Consider the following 22502-nt stretch of genomic DNA (forward strand, 5'->3'; position numbering starts at 1 on the left):
TATTGAGTTTGAAAGATGATTCTTACAAAAGCTTAATAGAGGATTTTCCAAAAAAAAATCAATCACAATTACTTAAATCTACAATAAGGGGAAATTCCCCCTTGACTTTTTCTCTAAAATGTAATAAAAGCGGGTGTTTGCGTATATTTTCATAAAAGTTAAAGTAAACTTTTTTTGATTATAATATTTGTTAATTTTAAGCTAAATAAAAATCGAAGTTTAATTATGAGTAACACTAACAACTATCCGCTATTTTACGTGGATAATTTACAGAAAGCTGAAGGAGAAAGCAGCTACACAGTAGATTTACATTTACCGGAAAATTTTAATTATGTCGACGAGTATCATATTATTGGAACTAGTACACTTTTGCCGGAAGTTTTAAAAATTCAACTTTTGGTAAAAATAGATAACGACAATGTTACCCCATCGCCAATTTCAAAAACAGTATCTGTACCATTTGTTTTAAAAGAAGATGAGAATGGTTCTTATTTCAAGTTTATAATTAATTGGCAATTAAACGGAACGAAAGAAGGCGGCGGTGTTGGTGATCCTGAAGACGAAGAAACCGTAGGGGAAGGTGTCTTACAAGGAGTGGGATAATGAAAAAACTACTGGCTTTTTGTGGAGTTTTATTTTTTGGGTTGGTTTCTTGCTTTGCGCAGCAAGAGCTGTTGGATAAAGCGGAAGCTTCTAAACAAGCGGATAATTATCAAATATCTTTAGATCTTCTTGCAGAAGTTGACACCATTAAATTATCGGTTCCTCAAAAAGCCAGGTTTTATTATTTACAAGCTTCTAATTATAAATTCAGAAGGGAAGATTCAGAATCCTATCCTTTATTATTAAAAGCCAAAAAACTATACACTGCAATAGATAGTTTAGAGAAGGTAGCAACGATAAATCTTGAGTTGTTTCAGGTAGTAAAAAATATTGGTAGTGACCATTTACATTATGAGGAATTTCTCAATGATTATTTAGACTATCATCTTTCACAAAACAAACCCAAAAATCTTCGTAAAGCCTATATACGGATAGCTGTTAATTTTGCCAAAAAAGAAACGGTAGATAGTTCGTTTAAATACTTCAGAAAAGCTTTAAAGTTAATAAAAACAGATAAAGATACCTTGTCTGAAGCTCAAATGCTTAATAATTTTGGGGTTCTATATATGGAATTTACAGCTTATAAAGATTCAGCCTTGTATTACTTTGATCGTTCTAGGAAGTTTTACAAGAAACCAAAAGATTTACAATCAAGCTATCTAAATACGGCTAGTGCCTATAAAAAATTAGGCGAGTACGACAAGGCTATTGCAAGTTATCAAAAGGCAGATTCACTTTTAGGAAAAGAATATCGTAAAGATCGCAAACGCTTTTTATATAATTTAATGGCAAAAACCTACGAGCTTGCCGATAAACCGGCTAAAGCTTTAGAGTATTATAAATTAACCCAAGCCTATCAGGATAGTTTAAACCTGGAAGATCAGGAAAAAGCGATTTACGATATCCAAACCAAGTATGAGGTTCAGAAAAAAGAAAATGAAAATCTTCGTTTAAAACAATATCGAACTTGGTTGTTTTCAGGTATAATTTTGTTAGTACTGCTATTGGTCGCTAGTTATTTGGTGTACCGTAACCGGATGGCAAAAAAGCAACTTCAGATAAAACAGTCGGCTTTAGAGAAAAATCAACTAGAAAAACAATTAAAAAATCAGGAGCTTGCCGGTTTAGATGCGATGTTAGAAGGCCAGGAAAAAGAACGCCAGCAAATAGCAAACGATCTTCACGATAATTTAGGCGGTTTATTGGCTACTTTAAAACTTCATTTTCAGAATTTAAAAATTAAAACAGGTCGCTTACGCGACGAGCAGGATGAGTTATTTAAAACAACCGATTCGCTGTTAGATGAAACCTATCAGCAAGTGCGCAATTATGCGCACCAGCGCAATGCCGGCTTAAAAACCAGTGAAGGTTTGGTGCCTTCTTTAAAAAATTATGCGGCGAAAGTTTCGGTAGGGAATAGTTTGGTGATTCAAATTGAGGATCACGATATGGAGCGCCGTTTAGAAACCAGCCTCGAAATAACGATTTTTAGGATTGTGCAAGAGCTTATTACCAATGTAATAAAGCATGCAGAAGCTTCAGAAATAATTGTTCACCTTACCGCTTTCGACGATCATATAAATATTATGGTAGAAGACGATGGTAAAGGTTTTGATACTTCAAAACTAAAAGAGAAGAATAATGGTATGGGCTTAGGCTCTATTATCAAAAGAATTGAACATATTGGCGGAAAGGTAGAAATCGATAGTCAGCCTGATGGCGGCACAACAGTAATTTTAGATATACCAGTATCATGATACGAGTAGTATTAGCAGAAGACCATTTAGCCGTAGCCGACGGAATTTTAGCGTATTTTAAATATCACGACCAGATCTCGATTATAGGCCAGGCGACAAACGGAAAAGAATTATTGGAATTGGTTGAAAAGTATATTCCCGATGTGGTATTAACCGATATTAAAATGCCAGTGATGGACGGGATTGAAGCTGCGAAATTGATTAAAGCGAAATTTGACAGAATCGGAATTATCGCTTTTAGTATGTTCGATCAGGACGAGGCGGTCGATAAAATGCTACAAGCCGGGGCAACAGGATATTTGCTGAAGAACTCATCTTTAGCAGAAATGGAAAAAGCGATTATAGATGTTTCTGAAGGAAAATTATATTACGATCCTAATTTAAGTGTAACTACAGAAGCTTCTAAAGGCGAGAGCAAAGGAATCCTTACCAAGCGTCAAATTGAAATTTTAAAATTGATAGGTAAAGGGAAAACCAATCAAGAAATAGCTGATACTTTGTTTATTGGCAAAACTACGGTTGAAACACATCGTAAAAACATGATTAGGAAATTAGATCTTCATGGCCCGGGAGAATTATTGCGCTACGCTTTACAATCTAAATACAAATTTTAAAAATACCCTAAGAAGGGGGTGTTGCTGAAATCAGAGAATAAATACTTTTGGATTAATAGTTCATAATGCTAGCAGTTCTTAATAGTGTTGATGAAGTATTTCGTTCAATTCTCTATTTCATTTTTATGAAATTAATCTCCCGGCCTCTTAAGTCGGGAGATTTTGTTTTTAGTTGAATTTGAAAATATAATGATCTCGTGTTGAAATTCTTAGTTTTTAGAAGTTAATTTTATATGAATTAGAATAGGGTTTCTTTCTAAAGGTTCTTCATCTTTAGGTAATATTGCTAACAATTCCCGAAACTAAACTTTACATTTAGATGAATTGCAGCTAACAGGTTTTTAATATAATTTCTGTTTTTTTGACATTGATTCTGTTTGTAAGTTATCCCAATTTACAATCAACTTAAAGAGTTCGCTCTTTAAGAACATAAAGAAGCAGGTCTAAGATTTGTTTCATCCTTTAGTTTGTTAAATCCATCTCTCTCCCGGGAGATGGATTTTTTTAAATATGGTAGCGCTAAGATTCCCTGTTTTATAATTATATTTTTATCCAAAAATAGGTTGAATATCGAATAATTTTTTAATTTTGCCGTCCAATAGCCTTGGTGGCGGAATTGGTAGACGCGCTGGATTCAAAATCCAGTTCTTTCGGGAGTGTGGGTTCGATTCCCACCCAAGGTACAAGAAAAAGCTGAGATAAATGTCTCAGCTTTTTTTATGTCTAAAAATTAGGGTTCTTCGATAATATAGATTTTTCAGCTATAAGTAAGATTCTTTTTTGCTGATATATTACAAACGCAATATTGCTAGTGCTTTTTTAAGCTAGTTTTATTAATTTGGATGCCTGTTTTAAATTTCAGATAAATGAACAAATTCTTCTATTGCCTTAGTATTTCGCTATTTTTTCTAACAGCATCATGTAATTCTGATGACCTATATGATTCTGAACCCGATCTAGAAACAAGAAGAAAATGGCTTGTTAATGAAGATGAATGGAAATTTAGTGGGCTTAATCTTATAGATATTAATGAAAGTGATCCTGCTATCATCGGGAATTTAGAACAGCAGTTAAAAAATAGTCTGGATCAAAACGTATATATTTTTAATGAAGATGGTACGGGTAGTTTAATTACTAGGCAGAACAGATACTCTTTCAATTTTAATGTTAGCGAAACAGAAATAACCTTAGGCGGTGGCATACAAGATGTATGGAAAGGCTATGATATCGATAATGGTGCATTGACGTTTTTAACAAAAGGAGAGAGTTATATTTCTGGTAAAAACCTGAGTTATGCTGTTCGGCTTACGTATAAGTGAGGTTTAAGTTTTTTTTAAATGAAATTTAACATTTTTTATGAACGCTTTTTAAATTGTAAATCGTTAATATGTTCCTAATTAGCAAACTTTTATTATAGTTAAATTAGGATTTACTTGTAAAATTTATAATTTCCCCGCCCCAATTCTACATTTTATGAAAAATATATTAGCCTTATTGTTATTACTGTTTTTTACGAGCGTCGGCGCTCAGGAGTCTAAACTTGGATTAACAGCAGGTTTTAATTATTCTCTGCAATCTCATAATGGGGATTTAGTAGGTAGTCCAGATTTACATTTTGCTCCAGATGCAGCATTCGGTGGGCAGGGAGGAATTTTTTACGAAAGAACTTTTGGTAAATTTTTAATTCGTCCTCAAGCTCTTTTTTATAGGTCTAGGGGAGAGTATAGTTTTCCAAATTCCTCACCTATTTTTACATTAGATAAATTGAATTTTGAATTATTGCTTGGGTACGAAATCTTCAGGAATATCGATCTAGTGGTTGGTCCAGGATATCAGAATATAGTGAGAAATGATTTCAATGTTAGAGGAGAGGATTTAAGAGACAATATGAGTAATTTAAATATAGTTTCAGGACTTAAGATTCAATTAAATAAAAGATTAGAATTAAGTTTAATGTATGACTGGACTTTCGATTCTGATGAGAATCAAACTGCAGTTTTGCCTTACAATGGTTCGAACGAAGTTTTCTTATTGGATGATGCTAGAGTGAATATACTAACTTTAAATGTTAGTTATGCAATCTTTACGATTCAAAATAAAAGTAGAGCTAATAAAAGAGCCAAGAGTGGCGGTCGAGGCTGCTATTTTTAAACGATCACTTGTTGTTTAAACGATTTTTGCAGATTTTAAATTAGAAGTTCTTTACACAGAATTAATTTCTAAATTTGCAACACAACTATTAATTAATATTTAAACAACACAACAATGAGTACTCCTTTAACCGAAGCTAAAATTTTTAGCTGTACCCAAAGCAGGGGTCTAGCAGAAAAAATAGCAGCTTCGTACGGTAGTGAATTAGGGAACGTAATTACTTCTACTTACAGTGATGGTGAGTACCAGCCGTCTTTCGAAGAATCTGTGCGCGGCGCGCGATTATTCATTATAGGTTCTACAAATCCAGGGGCAGATAATTTGATGGAAATGCTGTTAATGCTGGATGCTGCAAAACGAGCTTCGGCAAGGCATATAACTGCTGTAATGCCTTATTTTGGATGGGCCAGGCAGGATAGAAAAGATAAGCCAAGAGTTCCTATCGCTGCAAAAATGATCGCCAGCATTTTGGAAACAGCCGGGGCAACAAGAATTATTACCATGGATCTTCATGCCGATCAAATTCAGGGCTTTTTTGAAAAACCTGTAGATCATTTATTTGCTTCAACTGTATTTCTTCCTTATTTAAGAAAGCTAAATTTAGATAATTTAACCATCGCTTCTCCAGATATGGGCGGGTCTAAAAGAGCGTATGCGTATTCAAGAGCTTTAGAGAGTGATGTGGTTATTTGTTATAAGCAAAGAGAAAAGGCCAATGTAATCTCACATATGGAATTAATTGGGGATGTTACAGGTAAAAATGTTGTTCTGGTAGATGATATGGTAGATACTGCAGGAACGCTTACTAAAGCCGCAGATCTTATGATCGAGCGTGGCGCAAAAAGTGTGAGGGCAATTTGTACACACCCTGTTCTTTCAGGTGGAGCATACGAGCGTGTAGAAAATTCTAAGTTATCTGAGCTTATCGTAACAGATTCTATTCCGCTTAGAAAAAAATGTGATAAAATAAAGGTGGTTAGTTGTGCCGATCTTTTTGCAGATGTAATGCAGCGAGTGCATGGTAATCGTTCAATTAGTTCTAAATTTTTAATGTAAATTTTTTCTGCTAAAAAATTTAGAACCAGACTTTAATATCTCAGCAAAATGTTGCAATTTTGCACTCCTTAAAAATAAATAAGAAAATGAAGTCAATTACGATCAAAGGATCTAAAAGAGAAAGCGTAGGTAAGAAAGCTACTAAAGCGCTACGTAATGCTGGACAGGTTCCTTGTGTATTGTATGGTGGTGATGCAGAGCCATTACACTTTACAACCGAGGAAATTTCATTCCAGCACTTAGTGTACACACCGGATGTACATACTGTAGTAATCGAGTTGAAAAGTGGAGAAAAGTACAATGCAATTCTTCAGGATATTCAGTTTCACCCAGTGACTGATAATATTCTTCACGTTGATTTCTACGAAATATTTGACGACAAGCACATCACTATGGAAATTCCAATCCATACCGTTGGTGTTGCTCGTGGAGTTAAAAATGGTGGTGTACTAAGATATAACCTACGTCGCTTAAAAGTACGTGGTTTACCAGGAGATCTTCCAGATTACATCGAAGCAGATGTTACTAAATTAAAAATCGGTCAAAAACTTTACGTAACTGCTGTAGAAAGCGAAGATTACAAAGTTCAGCACCCAGATAATACAGTAATCTGCCAGGTTAGAACTTCTCGTAACATCGTTGCTATTGACGATGACGAGGATGAGGACGATGTAGATCCACAAGACGTTCCATCTACAGAAACTGATGATGTTGCAGCAGTAAAAGAATAATCTCTTTTATTTCTGAATATTATTAAAATATCCCGTATCAATTTTGATACGGGATATTTTTTTGCAAGAACTTTAGCATTGGCGTTATTAAAAGCAAGGTGAAAATTTTATCTTTACCAAAAGAAATAAAATGCTGTCGTTCTTCGGAAGAATTTTAAAAAGTAATAAAGCTACAGAAGAAGATATAGATCCCATGAAGAAATTTTTAATCGCGGGCCTTGGTAATATTGGTCCAAAATATGAAAATACACGCCACAATATTGGTTTTAAAATTCTTGATGAATTAGCGGCAAAACACGAAGCTGTTTTTATCACACAAAAACTAGGTGATGTTGCTCAATTTCGATTTAAAGGTAGAACCTTTGTTTTGTTAAAGCCAAGTACATATATGAATCTTAGCGGGAAGGCCGTAAATTATTGGCTTCAGAAAGAGAAAATCGCTGTAGAGAATTTACTTGTAGTGACCGATGATCTTAATCTTCCTTTTGGAACTTTGCGTCTAAAAACCAAAGGAAGCGATGGAGGGCACAATGGTTTAAAAGATATCCAAAATCAACTGAATACAACTAAGTATAATAGATTCAGATTTGGTATAAGTGCTGAATTTTCTCAAGGACAGCAAATAGATTACGTGCTAGGCGAGTGGGACGAAGAGGAGCGTAAAAAGATGCCAGAGCGATTAGAAAAATCGGCTGAATTAGTAACGTCCTTTGGTACAGCGGGAGTTTCTAATACAATGAATTCATTTAACGGAAAATAGGAAGCCTTGAAAATACATACAGGAGCACACGAGTTTGAGAGTGAGAAACCAACGGTAGTAACCATTGGTACGTTTGACGGAGTGCATGCAGGGCATCAAAAAATTATAGCACGTTTAGTTGATAGTGCAAAAGTCAATAACTTAGAATCTGTAATTCTTACATTTTTTCCGCACCCCAGAATGGTTTTGCAAAAAGAAAGTGGTATAAAGTTAATTAATACTATTTTTGAGCGTACCGAAATTTTAGAACAAAGTGGTATCCATCATTTGGTAATCCATCCTTTTACCATGCAGTTTTCCAGATTAAGCGCTAGAGAATTTGTAAAAGAAATTTTGGTGGAAAAACTTAAAGCTAAAAAAGTGATTATTGGCTACGATCATCGATTTGGTAGAAATCGTACCGCAGATATTAACGACCTTAAAGCTTTTGGAGAAGAGTTTGATTTTGAGGTTGAAGAAATCACAAGACAGGATATCGAAGAAGTTGCTGTAAGTTCTACCAAGATTAGAAATGCTTTGGAAGAAGGCTTAGTAGAAAAAGCAAATACTTATTTAAAACATCCATTTTCTGTAGAAGGAGAAGTGGTAAGAGGCCGTGGTTTAGGAAAAGAATTTGGTTTTCCTACAGCTAATATAAAGGTTGAAGAGGATTACAAACTTATTCCTAAAAATGGCGTTTACGTAGTGCGATCTAAAATAGACGGTGAAAATTTCTTTGGGATGATGAGTATAGGTACTAATCCTACTGTTGGAGGCGTTTCAAAAACCATCGAAACTTATTTCTTTGATCTTGACAAAGATCTCTACGGAAAAATTATTAAGATAGATTTACTGATTAGAATTAGAGATGAGAAAAAATTTGATTCGGTTGAAGAATTAAAATTGGCTATGCGCCAGGATCAAGCATTTTCCAATCAATATATAAAAGATAACTATGTGGAATAAATGGCTTTTTAAGCAGATAGATAATTCTGGATTAATATTTTTTAGAATAGCATTTGGATTATTAATTGCGCTTGAGGCTTTTGGAGGAATTTTTACTGGTTGGGTGCGACGCACATTAGTAGAACCAGATTTTACCTTCAATTTTATAGGTTTCGAATTTTTGCAGCCATTGCCGGGAGATCTTATGTATTACTATTATGGCCTAATGGGTGTTTTTGGCCTTTTGGTGATGATTGGTTTTAAATATCGATTTTCGATGGCCTGCTATACAGTTATGTGGGCGTCGGTTTATTTAATGCAAAAGTCGTCTTACAACAATCACTATTATCTTTTAATGTTGCTATGCTTTATCATGGTGTTTTTACCGGCGCATAGAGCATTATCTTACGACGCCTGGAAAAATAAGGCCATTCGATCACTATCGATGCCAAGATGGGTTTGGCTTTTTATCGTTTTGCAATTATTTATTGTCTACACCTTTGCATCAATTGCTAAATTATATCCAGATTGGTTGGATGCCACAGTGCCAGCGATGTTAATGCACGGAAAAAGAAACTTCTGGTTAGTAGGCGAATTTCTTCAGCGAGATTGGATAAAATGGGTTATTGCTTATTTCGGTTTAATTTTCGACTTATTAATAGTGCCGATGTTATTATGGAAGCGGACTAGACTTCCGTTTTTTATACTAGCGATATTCTTTCATTTATTCAATAGCTTTATATTTCATATTGGGATATTTCCGTATTTATCTTTAGCATTTTGTGTATTCTTTTTTCCAACAGAGAAAGTGAACAAATATTTACTTCGGAATAAAAAAGCGCATTATAACGGTGATGAGGTAATCGTTCCGCAGCAAAACGCATTGTTGAAATTGGCCATAATCGTATGGTTTGTAGTGCAAATTTCTTTACCGCTGCGCCACTGGTTTATTAAGGATAATGTTTTGTGGACAGAAGAGGGGCATCGTCTTAGCTGGCGTATGATGCTTAGAACAAAAAGCGGAAGAACCACTTTTAAAGTTGTAGAGAAAGGTACTACAGATACGGTATTCGTTAAAAAACAAGACTATCTTTCTAGAAAACAGCTCGGTGCGATCAACTCGAAGCCCGATATGATCTGGCAATTTTCTCAGCGCTTAAAAGATGAATACGCGGCGCAGGGCAAAGACGTACAGGTGTTTGTGAATGCACGAGTTTCGGTAAATGGGCGATCTTACGAAAGATTGATCGATCCCAAAGTGGATATCGCTAATGAAGAGTGGAATCATTTTGGGCATCACGATTGGATTTTGCCTTCCAATTTAGATAAATAATTAGCTTCGCTTTTATTACATTTGCGACTTCAAAATATTATTAACGGCGATAAAATTAATTGGCCTTATGTTACAAGTTAACAACATCAAAGAGCATAAAGATGCGTATATCAAAGCGCTTAAAAAAAGAAATTTTGATGCTGAATCTATTTTTGATGAGGTATTGAGTTTAGACGAAACACGTCGATCCACTCAAACCAAACTTGATGATACTTTGGCCGAATCTAATAAGCTTTCTAAGCAAATAGGTTTGATGTTTAAAAATGGAGAACATCAAAAAGCTAATCTCCTTAAAGAGAAAACAGGAAAACTTAAAGAAGATTCTAAAAAATACTCAGAGCTTTTAGCAAATACTATTGCCGAGCTCGAAAAGTTGCTTTATACAGTACCAAATATTCCAACAGAATCTGTTCCTGCAGGAAATTCAGAAGAGGATAACGAAGAAATTTATAAAGAAGGTGATATTCCTGTTTTAGCTGAAGGTTCTTTGCCACACTGGGAACTTGCAAAGAAATATGATATTATCGATTTTGAGCTTGGGAATAAAGTGACGGGTGCAGGATTTCCTATTTACAAAGGAAAAGGGGCAAGATTGCAACGCGCGTTGGTTTCTTACTTTTTAGATAAAGCGGTAGATGCCGGATATTCAGAATATCAATTGCCTTTAATGGTGAATGAAGCTTCTGGTTATGGTACCGGGCAATTGCCAGATAAAGAAGGGCAAATGTATCATATAACAGAAGATGATCTTTATATGATCCCAACTGCCGAGGTGCCAATTACCAACATGTACCGCGATAATTTATTAACCGACAAAGATTTTCCAATCGCCTGTACAGGTTATACGCCTTGTTTTAGAAGAGAAGCAGGATCTTATGGCGCTCATGTTCGTGGTTTAAATCGTTTACATCAATTTGATAAAGTAGAATTGGTTAGAATCGAAAAACCAGAGAATTCTTATGAAGCTTTAGACGGAATGGTAGATCACATTAAAAACCTGCTTAAAGATCTACAATTGCCATACCGTATTTTGAGACTTTGCGGTGGTGATTTAGGATTTACTTCAGCTTTAACTTACGATTTCGAAGTATTTTCTACCGCGCAGGATCGTTGGTTAGAAATTAGTTCAGTTTCAAATTTTGAGACTTTTCAGGCCAATCGTTTAAAACTTCGATATAAAAATAAAGAAGGTAAAAAAGAACTGGTGCATACGCTTAACGGAAGTGCTTTGGCCTTGCCAAGAGTTTTAGCCGGAATCTTAGAGAATTACCAAACAGAAAACGGGATTAAAATTCCGGAAGTACTTGTGCCTTACACAGGTTTCGACATGATCGATTAAGCATTTAATTATTCTATAAAGAAGCGCATTTTGTTATATTTACAAGATGCGCTTTTTCATTTTAATATTATCTATATTTCTTTTTTCTTCAGAAATCAATGGGCAGTCGTTACAACTGGCTCAAAATTTCTTTGATAAAGGCGAATACGAGAAAGCACTTTCCTATTACAAAAAAACATTAAAAGTTGCCGGCGATAACCCGCAAGCTTATTTTGGAGTAATAAGCTCGTTACAACAACTGGAACGTTTTGATGAAGCTGAAACCCTACTGAGAAATCGTTTGGAAAATTCGCCACAAAATAGCGGTATTTTGATTGATATCGGTCACAATTTTGCGTTGCAAAAAGCCGAAGCAAAAGCTGAAGAATATTATCAAAAAGCGCTGGAAGCTTTAGCGGAAAATCCTCGTCAGGCCTTCGGGATTGGGATGAGTTTTGAAAAGTACAGTTTACTGGATTTTGCAGCAAAAGCCTACCAAAAAGCAAATGAGTTAATGCCAAATGCCGGTTTAGAATTAAAACTTACAAGAATTTACGGAGAGCAAGGAAAACTGCAAGAAATGTTCGAAAGTTATCTAAATTTGGTGATTAAGGATGAAAAATATTTTCCTTATGCCAATCGCGAATTGGGTAATTTTATAACCGAAGACGCAACAGCTGAACCTAATGTGTTGCTAAGAAATTCATTGCTTAAGCGGCTGCAAGCCGATCCAAATCCTTTTTACAACCAAATACTTAGCTGGTTGTATGTTCAGCAAAAAGAATATATCAAAGCATTAATCCAGGAGAAAGCTATTTATAAGCGAGCAGCGGTGTCAAATTTAAATCCTATAGTAGATTTGGTGTATACGGCAAAAAGAGACGATGATCTAGAATCGGCAAAAACAATAACAAATTATCTTATAGAAGAAGCTCCACAGTCTTTCAAACTTCGAGTGCAACAACTAAAATTAAGTTTAGATGTAGAAACAGCAACTTCTGCAAATTATGATGAAATAGAAGAAAACTTCCGTAGTGTTATTGAAGAACATAAAGGTTCTGTCGAGACCATCCCGCTACAAATTGATTTTGGTCGATTTTTAGCCTTTAAAGCTGAAAAAGTTGCAGAGGCCGAAAGTTTGCTAAAAAGCCTGCTTGCTAAAGCAATAAACAACTATGATAAGTCACGCATTAAAATGGCGATTGCAGATGTGTTGGTTCTTCAGCAAAAATTCAACGAAGCGCTAATTACGTATACTCAGGTTCAAAAAATGCTTAAAAACGATCAGCTTGCCCAGGATGCTCAATTTAAAGTAGCAAAAACAAGTTATTATAAAGGCGATTTTGAATGGGCGCAAACACAGTTGGATGTTTTAAAAAAATCGACTTCTCAGTTAATCGCTAACGATGCGATGGAGCTAAGTTTACTTATAAAAGATAATAGTTTAGAAGATTCTACCCAGGTAGCTTTAAAGAAATATGCGCATGCAGATTTACTTTCTTATCAGGAGAAAAATGAGCAAGCAATAACTAAATTAACTGAGCTTTTGGTAGCGCATAAAGGGGAGAAGATTGAAGACGAAGCATTATTTAAACAAGCTCAGCTTTACGAATTGGAAGGTTTATATCTTTTAGCTGAAGAAAATTACTTGTCGATATTGTCGAATTACGGAGACGATTTATTAGCAGATAATGCAGCCTGGAATTTAGCTGAACTTTATAATAATCAACTAAATTTACCAGAAAAGGCGCAACAATATTATGAGCAAATTTTGTTTAATTTTGAGGATAGTATTTACTTTATAGAAGCGCGTAAAAAATATAGGTCACTAAGAGGAGATTCCATCGAATGAAACGATTATTAGCAAAATCCTATAAATTATTTTGGATATTCATTCCTCTGGTTTTTATGTACGGGATGTTTAATAAAGATCATTTAAGTATGGTTAATATTCATTCTACCTATTATGCGATACGCGATCAACATTTTGCGGGATTAATCGTAATATTTTACGCATTATTTGGGGTTTGCTACTGGTTAATGGATTTCTTTAAAAAAGAGCTTATTAATTGGATGACGGCCTATCATGTATTTATAAGCATATTTGGGCTTTTATTTTTGCTGATATTTTATGGAATTATAAATGATCTGGAATTCGATTATGCTTTAAAGGAAACCTTAATGATGCTTACAATGATTTCGGCTGCCATCACTATTGCTGCTCAGTTGCTTTTTCCTCTAAATCTTATTCTTTCCTACTTTCGGGGAAAGAAGTAATTATTCAGCAGCGATTCAATTACTGAATATTTAGTTTGTCGATTCCTCTAATCAATACTTGCTGCAAGGCTTTTGATTCGTATTTTTGCAAATTCAGGATAAAATTTTAGAATATGGTTATTTATAATGTGACTACAAACGTTCAGGAAGATGTGCATCAAGATTGGTTGCAATGGATGAAATCTGAGTACATTCCTGCCATGCTAGCAACAGGTAAATTTAAAAAAGCATTAATGACGAAAGTCCTTGCGAAAGAACCTATGGGAGGAATTACCTATTCAGTACAATACACAGCAGAGAACATGGCTTACCTTAAAACATTTTACGTAGAAGATCACGCAAATATGGTTGCCAAAACAAAGCCGTTTAAAGGGAAATTTGTAGAGTTCTCAACCGAACTTCAAGTTGAAGACGAGCAATAAGTTGTTGCTAAAACACACAATATGAGTAAAAAGAAATTTAGAAAGAACTTTAAATCACCAGCCAGACCAGAAGATCTAAGTGGGCAGGTAAGAGCAAAAAAACATTTAGGACAACATTTTCTAAATGACGAAAGTATTGCTGAAAAAATTGCTGATACTTTAGCGCTTTCCGGTTATAAATATGTTTTGGAAATTGGCCCTGGGATGGGAGTATTAACTAAATTTCTATTGAAGAAAGATACCGAAGTTCATGTTGTAGAGATTGATACAGAAAGTGTAGAATATCTAAATGCAAATTATTTACAACTGCATGGCAGAATCCACGAACAGGATTTTTTAAAATACGATTTCACTCAGGTTTTTGGAGAAGAGCCTTTCGCAATTACCGGAAATTTCCCTTATAATATTTCTACGCAAATTGTATTTAAAATGCTAGCCATGCGAGATCAGATTCCTGAATTTTCTGGGATGTTTCAAAAAGAGGTAGCAAAACGAATTTGTGAGAAAGAAGGAAGTAAAGCATACGGTATTCTTTCAGTATTAACTCAGGCATTTTACGAAGCTGAATATTTATTTACCGTACCTCCAACGGTTTTTAATCCACCGCCAAAAGTAGATAGTGGTGTATTGCGACTAACGCGTAAAGAAGATTACGATTTGCCCTGTAATGAAGCCCTTTTTTTTAGAGTGGTAAAGATGGCATTTCAGCAACGACGTAAAACCTTAAGAAATAGTTTAAAAAGTCTTAATTTGCCCGATAGTTTAAGGGAAGATGCTATCTTTGGCAAGCGACCTGAGCAGCTCAGTACACAAGATTTTATTTCACTTACCTTAAATATCGAGCCATATGCACTTTCAAATTAGCGACCAGCTGATTCAAAAAATTCAATTCCTCATCGAAACAAAAAACGATGAAGAATTGTTATTGCATTTAGAAGATGTTCACCATGCCGATATTGCTGAAATTATTACTGAACTTAGCCTGGACGAGGCTACCTATGTAGTTAAACTTTTAGATAGCGAAAAAACTTCTGAAGCTTTAATGGAGCTTGAAGAAGGGGTAAGAGAACGTATTCTCGACAAACTTTCTGCCAGAGAAATTGCAGATGAGTTGGTGGAGATGGATACCGATGATGCTGCCGATATCATGAACGAGCTTTCACCAGAGCTTCAAAAGCAGGTGATTTCTGAAATTCAGGATGAGCAACATGCCGAAGATATTGTAGAGCTTTTACGATATCCCGAAGATTCTGCGGGTGGTTTAATGGCCAAAGAACTTGTGCGTGTTAAAGAAAACTGGAGTGTTACTGGCTGTATGACCGAGATGAGAGCGCAAGCTGAAAACGTGACCAGAGTACATTCAATTTATGTAGTAGATCACAAGAATCATCTTAAGGGTAGATTGTCTCTTAAAGATCTGCTAACCGCGCCTAGCAACGCTAATATTCGTGATATTTATATACCTAATGTAGATTATGTAAATGTGCATACAGAAGGTGAAGAAGTCGCCAGAATAATGCAGAAATACGATTTAGAAGCTATTCCTGTTATAGATGAAATGCGAAGATTGGTTGGGCGAATTACTATCGATGATATTGTAGATTTTATTAAAGAAGAAGCCGAGCGTGACTATCAAATGGCTGCCGGTATTTCTGAAGGTGTAGAGGCAGATGATAATATTTTTAAGCAAACAAGAGCACGTCTACCATGGTTATTAATCGGGATGTTTGGAGGATTAGGAGCCGCCGGGATTATTAGCGGATTTCAGGATACCATGTCTGTTTTTCCTAAATTGTTATTGTTTGTGCCATTAATCCAGGCAACTGCCGGGAACGTTGGTGTACAATCTAGTGCTATCGTAGTGCAGGGATTAGCCAATGGTAGTTTAAAAGGAAATATAATTGCTAAACGCTTGGTTAAAGAAATTTCATTGGCCTTGTTAAATGGTCTTTGTATCGCTTTAATTGTTTTTGGTATAAGTCATTTTGGATTTGGTACAAGTTTTAAAGAATCTATAAGCGTTGGTATCGCATTAATTGCGGTTATACTTCTTGCTGCTATGATTGGCACAATTATTCCAATAATTTTAGATAAAAACAAAATTGATCCCGCTGTAGCTACCGGGCCATTTATTACGACCAGTAATGATGTTTTTGGTATTCTTACCTATTTTTTAATCGCGAAAGCCATTCTTGGTTTTTAAGAAATTTCCATATTTCTTCCTCATATTGCCGGCATTGCTTAAATTTGCAGGTTATTGTATTGGTTGAATATGACACTTCCCTATTTTCAACAATTTCATTTAGAAAGCAGATTTAGCTTTATAATTACAGCTAAATCTGTCACAACTTTAGATTCTATTTTTTTCAGAAAACTATTGAAAAATGTAAAATATCTGGTTTCTGATTTTTTGCTGAAATGCTGGTGCGATTCAAACAATAGCCAAAACAAAATATTAATAAAAAACGATTAAAATGATCATTTTACACGCTGATACCAATCATCCAAGTTTGATGAAGTTATTAGCAGATGCAGGGCATCACAATATTGAAGGATTTTCACAAAGTCGAGAAGAGACCCTACAAAATCAACATTTATATGATGGGATTGTAATAAGAAGTAGATATTCTATCGATAAAGATTTTCTTGATGCGGCACCTAATCTTAAGTTTATTGCTAGAGTAGGAGCTGGATTGGAAAATATAGATGTGGAATATGCAGAAGAATGCGGAGTTAAATTATTTTCTGCTCCTGAAGGGAATCGAAATGCTGTAGGGGAACACACTTTAGGCATGTTACTTTCTCTTTTTAATAAGCTAAATAAAGCTGATAGAGAAGTAAGAGAAGGACTTTGGAATCGTGAAGATAACCGTGGTATAGAGTTGGACGGGAAAACTGTAGGTATCATAGGTTACGGTAATATGGGGAAGGCTTTTTCAAGAAAATTACGAGGTTTTGACGTAGAAGTACTTTGTTACGATATTAAAGAAGATGTAGAAGATAGTAATGCTACGCAGGTAGATTGGGAAGAATTCACTCAGAAATGTGATGTAGTAAGCTTGCATACTCCATGGACCGAGCAAACAAACAAAATGATAAATAAAGATTTTATAGAATCTTTTCAGAAACCATTTTGGTTTGTTAATACCGCTCGTGGAAAAAATGTAGAAACTGAAGATTTAGTAGAGGCACTAAAATCTGGAAGAGTATTAGGAGCAGGATTAGACGTTCTAGAATACGAAAAAGCATCTTTTGAAAGTTTATTTGCCAATAAGAAGAATGTGGCTATAAGCGCAGGAGAATCCTTGCCTGAAGCTATGCGAGAGTTAATGTTTATGCCAAATACCATTTTGAGTCCGCATGTTGCAGGATGGACGCAAGAATCTCATGAAAAATTAGCTACAGTAACCGCTAATAAAATTATCGATGCTTTTGGTAAAGGAGAGCCCCAAGAATAAGTGATAAGCTTTTTAAATGTTCAGCTGCCTGAGATATTAAATATTTCAGGCAGTTTTATTTTATAACATTTTGTACGACAATATATTTCTTCATGTTGTGGTAGCAATGCTTAACAATTCAGAAACAAAGAGTCCAAAAATGCTTTCTATTTTCGTGAGACACACCACTTTTTCAGTAATCTATTCTGAGGAATTTAAATCTGTAATGTATCACTGAATTAAAAGGCATGAAAAATATTCTTGTGTTATGTACTGGTAATTCTTGTCGCAGCCAGATTGCCCATGCATATTTAAAATATTTTTCTTTCAAAAAAGCAAATATCTATAGTGCTGGGATAGAAAAACATGGTATAAATCCCAAAGCCATAGCTATAATGCAAGAAGACGGGATAGATATTCGTGAGCATTCTTGCAATCTTATTGATGAGTATATAAATATAGATTTCGACTTTATTATTACCGTATGTGATCATGCGAAAGAGTTCTCTCCCGATATTTTCTCTAAGAAGGCTGTTAGAATGCATAAAAACTTTAAAGATCCTTCAAAAGTAAAAGGAGATAATCAAAAAATATATGATGCTTTTGAGGCGACAAGAAACCAAATAAAAGATTATTGCCGATCTTTCGTAAAGGAAAATCTTTAAACAAAAAAAGAATGGCGTACCATTCTTTTTTCTTTATCTAATTTAAATTAGAAGTTTATCCAATTCCACTAAGTTCTATTAAGGCCTGTTTTACCGGAGTTTCACCTTCAACGGCTTGATAACTCATATTTTTAGTAAGCGGATCTGCTAAAGACATTACCAATAAAAACGCGACATCATCTCTAGAAATTTCTCCGTACTCCTCAAGTTTTTCGGCAACTTTTACACGAGCGCGACCCATTTCGTCATTTAAACTTCCGGGTTGTACGATGGTAAAAGGCATTCCGCTGGCACGAAGATGATCGTCTGCTTTTTTCTTAGCTCTTAAATAATGTTCCAAATCTCCACCATCTTCCGGGCTGTCTGTACCCATAGAACTTAGCATCACAAATTTTTTCACGCCGCTTGCTTTAGCGCCATCAATCATTTTAATTGCTCCTTCCTGGTCTATTGCGGTCGTCTTTTCTGGTCCTGTACTTCCGCCAGATCCAGCAGCAAAAATTACTTTGTCCACACCTTTAAAAGCATGAGATACATCTTCTTCTAAATCGGCCAAAATACTTTCTACCCCCATATCTTCAAAGATCTGTCTTTGCTCTTCTTTTCTGATCATAGCCATAGGGCTAAAACTCTCAGAGTTGTTTAGTATTTCGATAATTCTTTTTCCTGTAGATCCGGTTGCACCGGCGATCAATATATTTTCCATTTTTTTCTTTTCTGTTTTCGAGGAATATAATAATTGAAATAAAATTTACCTAAGCTGCAATAGGGAATAACACGAAATTAACAGCTGGTAATAATTATTGATTCTGATTATGTTTTTCTTCCAGTTCTTTTTGCAGTTCTTCCATAACCGGTTTAACGGTACTTTCAGGGATATCGGCAATTCTAATATACATAAGGCCATCCACAGCGTTATTGAATAGCGGATCTACATTAAAAGCGACCACCTTTGCATTCTGTTTGATGTATTTCTTGATAAGCACTGGTAGACGAAGATTTTCCGGTTCAATTTCATCGATAATTTTATCGAATTTGTTTAAATCGGCTTCACTTTTATCGAATACAATGTCCTTATCTGCATCTTCCAAAATGACCTTAAATTCTTTTTTGGGTCGAATGTATTGCGCAATATAAGGGTCGTAATAATTGGATCGCATAAACTCAATCATCAAAGACTTAGAGAAGTTTGAGAATTTGTTGCTAATGCTAACTCCGCCAATAAGATATTTATGTTCTGGGAATCTAAGGGTGCAATGCACAATACCTTTCCAAAGTAAAAAAAGAGGCATAGGTTTTTGCTGATAATCTTTAATGATAAAAGCTCTACCCATTTCTATAGATTCGCTCATCATTTTATAAAGTTCTGGCTCAAATCTAAAAAGATCCTGAAGGTAAAAACCGTTAACTCCATATTCTTTAAAAATTTCAGATCCCATTCCCATTCTATAAGCTCCGGCTACTTTCTTTGCTTCATTATCCCAAAGGAACAAGTGATAGTAATAATCATCAAAAGGATCTAAATCAACGGGATTATTAGTGCCTTCTCCAATTTCACGGAAGGTTATTTCTCGTAATCTACCCAGTTCCTGAACGATATTTGGGATAACTTTTCGCTTAGCTAAAAATACCTCGTAGTTTTTAGACATCAGCAATCGCTTGTCCATTTTTCGGCAATTTTCAACCTCCGCTTCCATGAGCTCAGATTTTGTTTCCGAAGCAATCTTTTTAGGCGTTTTAGGAAGTTTTAATGAATGCGGAATTTTTTCGAAAAGTTTCTTCTTTTCAAACACGTTTGCGAGCATATAGGTTTTACGACGTAGGTAGGCCGTAAATGTTTCCAGATCTTTGTGCTCTAACTGGTCTTCTACTGAAATTGGATTGCCAATACGAACCTTAATTTTTCTACGTTTTTGTGAAAGCATTTCACTGGGCAACTTTGCCGTTCTAAGTACATCGCTCATCGACGCAAGTCGGTAGAAAAAAGTACTGTTTTTCGCATGAAAATAAATAGGTACTACGGGAACTTTTGCCTTTTGTATAAGACGCATTGCAACGGGCTCCCATGGTTTGTCTACAATCAATTTTTCGTCTTTGTAAGTAGAAACTTCACCCGCAGGAAAAATACCTAGTACATGGCCTTCTTTTAAATGAGAAATCGCTTCTTTTATGCCACCCACGCTCGATTTTGCATCTTTGTGAGTTTCAAAGGGATTCACCGGCATAATGTAAGGTCGCAAAGGATCCAGACGATGTAGCAAGAAATTGGCGATAATTTTGTAATCGTCCCGCTGCTCTAATAAAAGCTTCATCAATATCATACCATCAATGCCTCCTAACGGATGGTTAGAAATGGTGATAAAAGGACCGTTTTTGGGAATACGCTTTAAATCCTTTTCAGGAATATCAAATTTGATCTCGAATGCTTCTAAGATAGAATCGATAAACTCAACTCCTTCAAGATCTTTTCGTTTTTGATATTCTTTATTAAGTCTGGAGAGTTTTGTTGTTTTTAAGATCATCCAACCTGCTGAGGTTCCCAGAAAACCTAGTTTATCCAGATTCATTACTCTGGCGACTTCATTAGCGGTTATAAATCCCATTGGTTAGTTGGTTTTAATCAAATGTACAAAGATAGGTAATAAGGTTTTAAAAATCTGTCACCATTTGTACGGTGTTATGCGTAAGTTGTTTTAAAAGTACCTTTTTTCCTTTTTCTACGGAAGTAATTGCTTTTTCATCAAAATGACGAATAGTATACAACGAAACTCCAGTTTGATAATTAACGCGAAATTTTGCTTTTAAGTGTTGAATTAGTTTTTCGAGCTGGTTGAATTTGTTATCTACACAAACTGAAAAACTGATGGCGGAATTCTGAATAAGATCAACCTTCATTTGATATTGGTGGAATAGCTGAAATACTTCGCTAATATTTTCTTCAACCATAAACGAAAAATCTAAAGAAGACAAAGAAATAATTGCCTGATTTTTCTTTACAATAAAGCAAGGCATCTGCGGAACTACCGCGCAGCCATTGCCACGGCAAACTTTTGTTCCCTCGTTTTCTGGATGGTAAAAAGACTTCACAAAAAGTGGAATCTCCTTACGCTGTAAAGGTTGCAATGTTTTAGGATGAATTACCGAAGCGCCATAAAAAGCAAGTTCGATCGCTTCTTCATAAGAAATCTGGTTCAGCAATGTAGTTTCAGTAAATTCACGAGGATCGGCATTTAAAACTCCGGGAACATCTTTCCAGATAGTTACGCTTTCAGCATTTAAACAATAAGCAAATATCCCAGCGGTATAGTCGCTACCTTCACGACCTAAACTAGTGGTAAAATTATTAGTATCTGAACCTATAAAACCCTGAGTGATCGTAATGGTTTCAGGATTAATTTCAGCAATAATTTTTTTCTGGGTAATTTCCCAATTCACCTGCGCATCACGATAGGTGCTATCGGTTTTAATAAATTCTCGGGCGTCTATCCAGGTATTCTTAATTCCGTTTAGCGATAAGAATTCACTAACAATAGTTGTAGAAATTAATTCCCCAAAACCTATAATCTGGTCGTAAACAAAATCGTATTGTACGGATTTATTATGCTGAAGAAAATTGCTAAGATTCTCAAAAAAATGATTTATTTTTTCGAAAACTGTGGCTTGCTTATTTTCAAATAAAGCATTGATAATATTGAAATGAAAAAGCTTCAGATGGTCAATCTCTTCCTCTGGAGAACTTCCGGCTAAATATTTTAAAATGATCGCTTCTAGCGCATTGGTGGTTTTACCCATTGCTGAAATTACAATCAATTTATCTGGATTATGGTGTTTCTCCAGAACCTTTAAAACATTTTTTACGCCTTCTGCATCTTTTACAGAAGCTCCTCCAAATTTGAAGACTTTCATTCGCTATTTTTGTATGTTCTTTTTAATAACACTTTCATTCATGTGAACCGTAAACCAATTCTTTTTAATATCAGCTCCGGTATTTTCATAGAATTCGATCGCATTTTTATTGCCTTCAGAAACTACCCATTCTACACGTTTTACGCCATGTTCATAGCCGTATTTTACAACTTGGTTGTATAGCGCTCCACCTAAACCGGTACCTCGCATACTTTCAGTAACAATAAGATCTTCTAAATGCACGGTACGGCCTTTCCAGGTAGAAAACCTAAAATAAACTAATGCCATGCCTACAATTTTGCCATCTACATCGGCAACAAAACATTTAAAATTATCATTGTCAAAACCTTCGGTTTCTAAATCTTCTACCGATATTTCTACCTGATCTGGCGCATTTTCGTGTTTGGCTAGTTCCATAATCAATTCTAGCACCTGGGGCATATCTTCCCTTTTGGCTTCCCGTATCTGATATTCCATAATTTTTAGTTTGGTTGCAACAAAAGTAGCAATAAGCTTTTAGAAGCTCCTATGTTTTGTGGGACTTTGCG

Annotated in this window: 22 protein-coding genes and 1 tRNA gene; 19 read left to right on the forward strand and 4 right to left on the reverse strand. The window is 35.2% G+C overall.

What is annotated here, in order from left to right:
• The first annotated feature begins 225 nt into the window (after positions 1 to 225).
• The 19 genes from PBT91_RS01135 to PBT91_RS01225 all read left to right on the forward strand — a co-directional run bounded on the left by PBT91_RS01135 (position 226) and on the right by PBT91_RS01225 (position 18048).
• Positions 226 to 603, forward strand: a complete 378-nt coding sequence (locus PBT91_RS01135; RefSeq protein ID WP_270059978.1) for a hypothetical protein — start codon at positions 226 to 228, stop codon at positions 601 to 603.
• Positions 603 to 2360 (forward strand): ATP-binding protein, encoded by a 1758-nt coding sequence (locus PBT91_RS01140; protein WP_270059979.1) that lies wholly within the window; start codon positions 603 to 605, stop codon positions 2358 to 2360. The genes PBT91_RS01135 and PBT91_RS01140 overlap by 1 nt, the downstream gene beginning before the upstream one ends.
• A complete protein-coding gene (locus PBT91_RS01145; RefSeq protein WP_270059980.1) occupies positions 2357 to 2974 on the forward strand; it encodes a response regulator in 618 nt (205 codons plus the stop codon). The genes PBT91_RS01140 and PBT91_RS01145 overlap by 4 nt, the downstream gene beginning before the upstream one ends.
• 601 nt (positions 2975 to 3575) lie before the next feature.
• Positions 3576 to 3657: transfer RNA gene (locus PBT91_RS01150), tRNA-Leu, on the forward strand.
• A gap of 183 nt (positions 3658 to 3840) precedes the next feature.
• Positions 3841 to 4293 carry a hypothetical protein gene (locus tag PBT91_RS01155; RefSeq protein WP_270059981.1) on the forward strand — a complete coding sequence of 151 codons (453 nt, stop codon included), beginning with the start codon at positions 3841 to 3843 and terminating at the stop codon, positions 4291 to 4293.
• Between the two features lie 154 nt (positions 4294 to 4447).
• Positions 4448 to 5125, forward strand: coding sequence for an outer membrane beta-barrel protein (locus PBT91_RS01160; RefSeq protein WP_270059982.1), 678 nt, complete (start codon positions 4448 to 4450; stop codon positions 5123 to 5125).
• A gap of 114 nt (positions 5126 to 5239) precedes the next feature.
• Positions 5240 to 6181 carry a ribose-phosphate pyrophosphokinase gene (locus PBT91_RS01165; protein WP_270059983.1) on the forward strand — a complete coding sequence of 314 codons (942 nt, stop codon included), beginning with the start codon at positions 5240 to 5242 and terminating at the stop codon, positions 6179 to 6181.
• A gap of 86 nt (positions 6182 to 6267) precedes the next feature.
• A complete protein-coding gene (locus PBT91_RS01170; protein ID WP_270059984.1) occupies positions 6268 to 6912 on the forward strand; it encodes a 50S ribosomal protein L25/general stress protein Ctc in 645 nt (214 codons plus the stop codon).
• Positions 6913 to 7042: 130 nt separating this feature from the next.
• A complete protein-coding gene (pth, locus tag PBT91_RS01175) occupies positions 7043 to 7672 on the forward strand; it encodes an aminoacyl-tRNA hydrolase (RefSeq protein WP_270059985.1) in 630 nt (209 codons plus the stop codon).
• 6 nt (positions 7673 to 7678) lie between these two features.
• Positions 7679 to 8617, forward strand: a complete 939-nt coding sequence (locus PBT91_RS01180) for a bifunctional riboflavin kinase/FAD synthetase (RefSeq protein ID WP_270059986.1) — start codon at positions 7679 to 7681, stop codon at positions 8615 to 8617.
• Positions 8607 to 9929, forward strand: coding sequence for an HTTM domain-containing protein (locus tag PBT91_RS01185; protein ID WP_270059987.1), 1323 nt, complete (start codon positions 8607 to 8609; stop codon positions 9927 to 9929). The genes PBT91_RS01180 and PBT91_RS01185 overlap by 11 nt, the downstream gene beginning before the upstream one ends.
• Before the next feature lie 67 nt (positions 9930 to 9996).
• Complete coding sequence (gene serS / locus PBT91_RS01190) at positions 9997 to 11268, forward strand: serine--tRNA ligase (protein WP_270059988.1); 1272 nt, start codon at positions 9997 to 9999, stop codon at positions 11266 to 11268.
• A 46-nt stretch (positions 11269 to 11314) separates the two neighbouring features.
• Entirely contained in the window at positions 11315 to 13099 is a 1785-nt protein-coding gene (locus tag PBT91_RS01195; protein ID WP_270059989.1) for a tetratricopeptide repeat protein, read from the forward strand.
• Positions 13096 to 13524, forward strand: a complete 429-nt coding sequence (locus tag PBT91_RS01200; protein WP_270059990.1) for a hypothetical protein — start codon at positions 13096 to 13098, stop codon at positions 13522 to 13524. Before PBT91_RS01195 ends, PBT91_RS01200 begins: the two co-directional genes overlap by 4 nt.
• 113 nt (positions 13525 to 13637) lie before the next feature.
• Positions 13638 to 13946 carry a DUF4286 family protein gene (locus PBT91_RS01205; protein ID WP_270059991.1) on the forward strand — a complete coding sequence of 103 codons (309 nt, stop codon included), beginning with the start codon at positions 13638 to 13640 and terminating at the stop codon, positions 13944 to 13946.
• A 21-nt stretch (positions 13947 to 13967) separates the two neighbouring features.
• Positions 13968 to 14810 carry a 16S rRNA (adenine(1518)-N(6)/adenine(1519)-N(6))-dimethyltransferase RsmA gene (rsmA, locus tag PBT91_RS01210; RefSeq protein WP_270059992.1) on the forward strand — a complete coding sequence of 281 codons (843 nt, stop codon included), beginning with the start codon at positions 13968 to 13970 and terminating at the stop codon, positions 14808 to 14810.
• Positions 14794 to 16149: a magnesium transporter gene (gene mgtE / locus PBT91_RS01215; protein WP_270059993.1), complete on the forward strand. Its 1356-nt coding sequence runs from the start codon at positions 14794 to 14796 to the stop codon at positions 16147 to 16149. Before rsmA ends, mgtE begins: the two co-directional genes overlap by 17 nt.
• 271 nt (positions 16150 to 16420) lie before the next feature.
• Positions 16421 to 17404, forward strand: coding sequence for a 2-hydroxyacid dehydrogenase (locus PBT91_RS01220; protein ID WP_270059994.1), 984 nt, complete (start codon positions 16421 to 16423; stop codon positions 17402 to 17404).
• 227 nt (positions 17405 to 17631) lie between these two features.
• Positions 17632 to 18048: an arsenate reductase ArsC gene (locus PBT91_RS01225; protein WP_270059995.1), complete on the forward strand. Its 417-nt coding sequence runs from the start codon at positions 17632 to 17634 to the stop codon at positions 18046 to 18048.
• Positions 18049 to 18103: 55 nt separating this feature from the next.
• On the opposite strand, the gene PBT91_RS01230 is transcribed toward PBT91_RS01225, so the two are convergent.
• The 4 genes from PBT91_RS01230 to PBT91_RS01245 form a co-directional block, all read right to left on the reverse strand.
• Entirely contained in the window at positions 18104 to 18754 is a 651-nt protein-coding gene (locus tag PBT91_RS01230; RefSeq protein WP_270059996.1) for an SDR family oxidoreductase, read from the reverse strand.
• Between the two features lie 94 nt (positions 18755 to 18848).
• The gene (locus PBT91_RS01235) at positions 18849 to 20651 is read right to left on the reverse strand and encodes a lysophospholipid acyltransferase family protein (RefSeq protein ID WP_270059997.1); all 1803 of its coding nucleotides are present in this window, start codon (positions 20649 to 20651) and stop codon (positions 18849 to 18851) included.
• Between the two features lie 46 nt (positions 20652 to 20697).
• A complete protein-coding gene (locus tag PBT91_RS01240) occupies positions 20698 to 21954 on the reverse strand; it encodes an aspartate kinase (RefSeq protein ID WP_270059998.1) in 1257 nt (418 codons plus the stop codon).
• A 3-nt stretch (positions 21955 to 21957) separates the two neighbouring features.
• The gene (locus tag PBT91_RS01245) at positions 21958 to 22431 is read right to left on the reverse strand and encodes a GNAT family N-acetyltransferase (protein ID WP_270059999.1); all 474 of its coding nucleotides are present in this window, start codon (positions 22429 to 22431) and stop codon (positions 21958 to 21960) included.
• Positions 22432 to 22502 lie beyond the last annotated feature (71 nt).

Origin of the sequence: Zunongwangia sp. HGR-M22, assembly GCF_027594425.1 — a bacterium.
Classification (GTDB): domain Bacteria; phylum Bacteroidota; class Bacteroidia; order Flavobacteriales; family Flavobacteriaceae; genus Zunongwangia.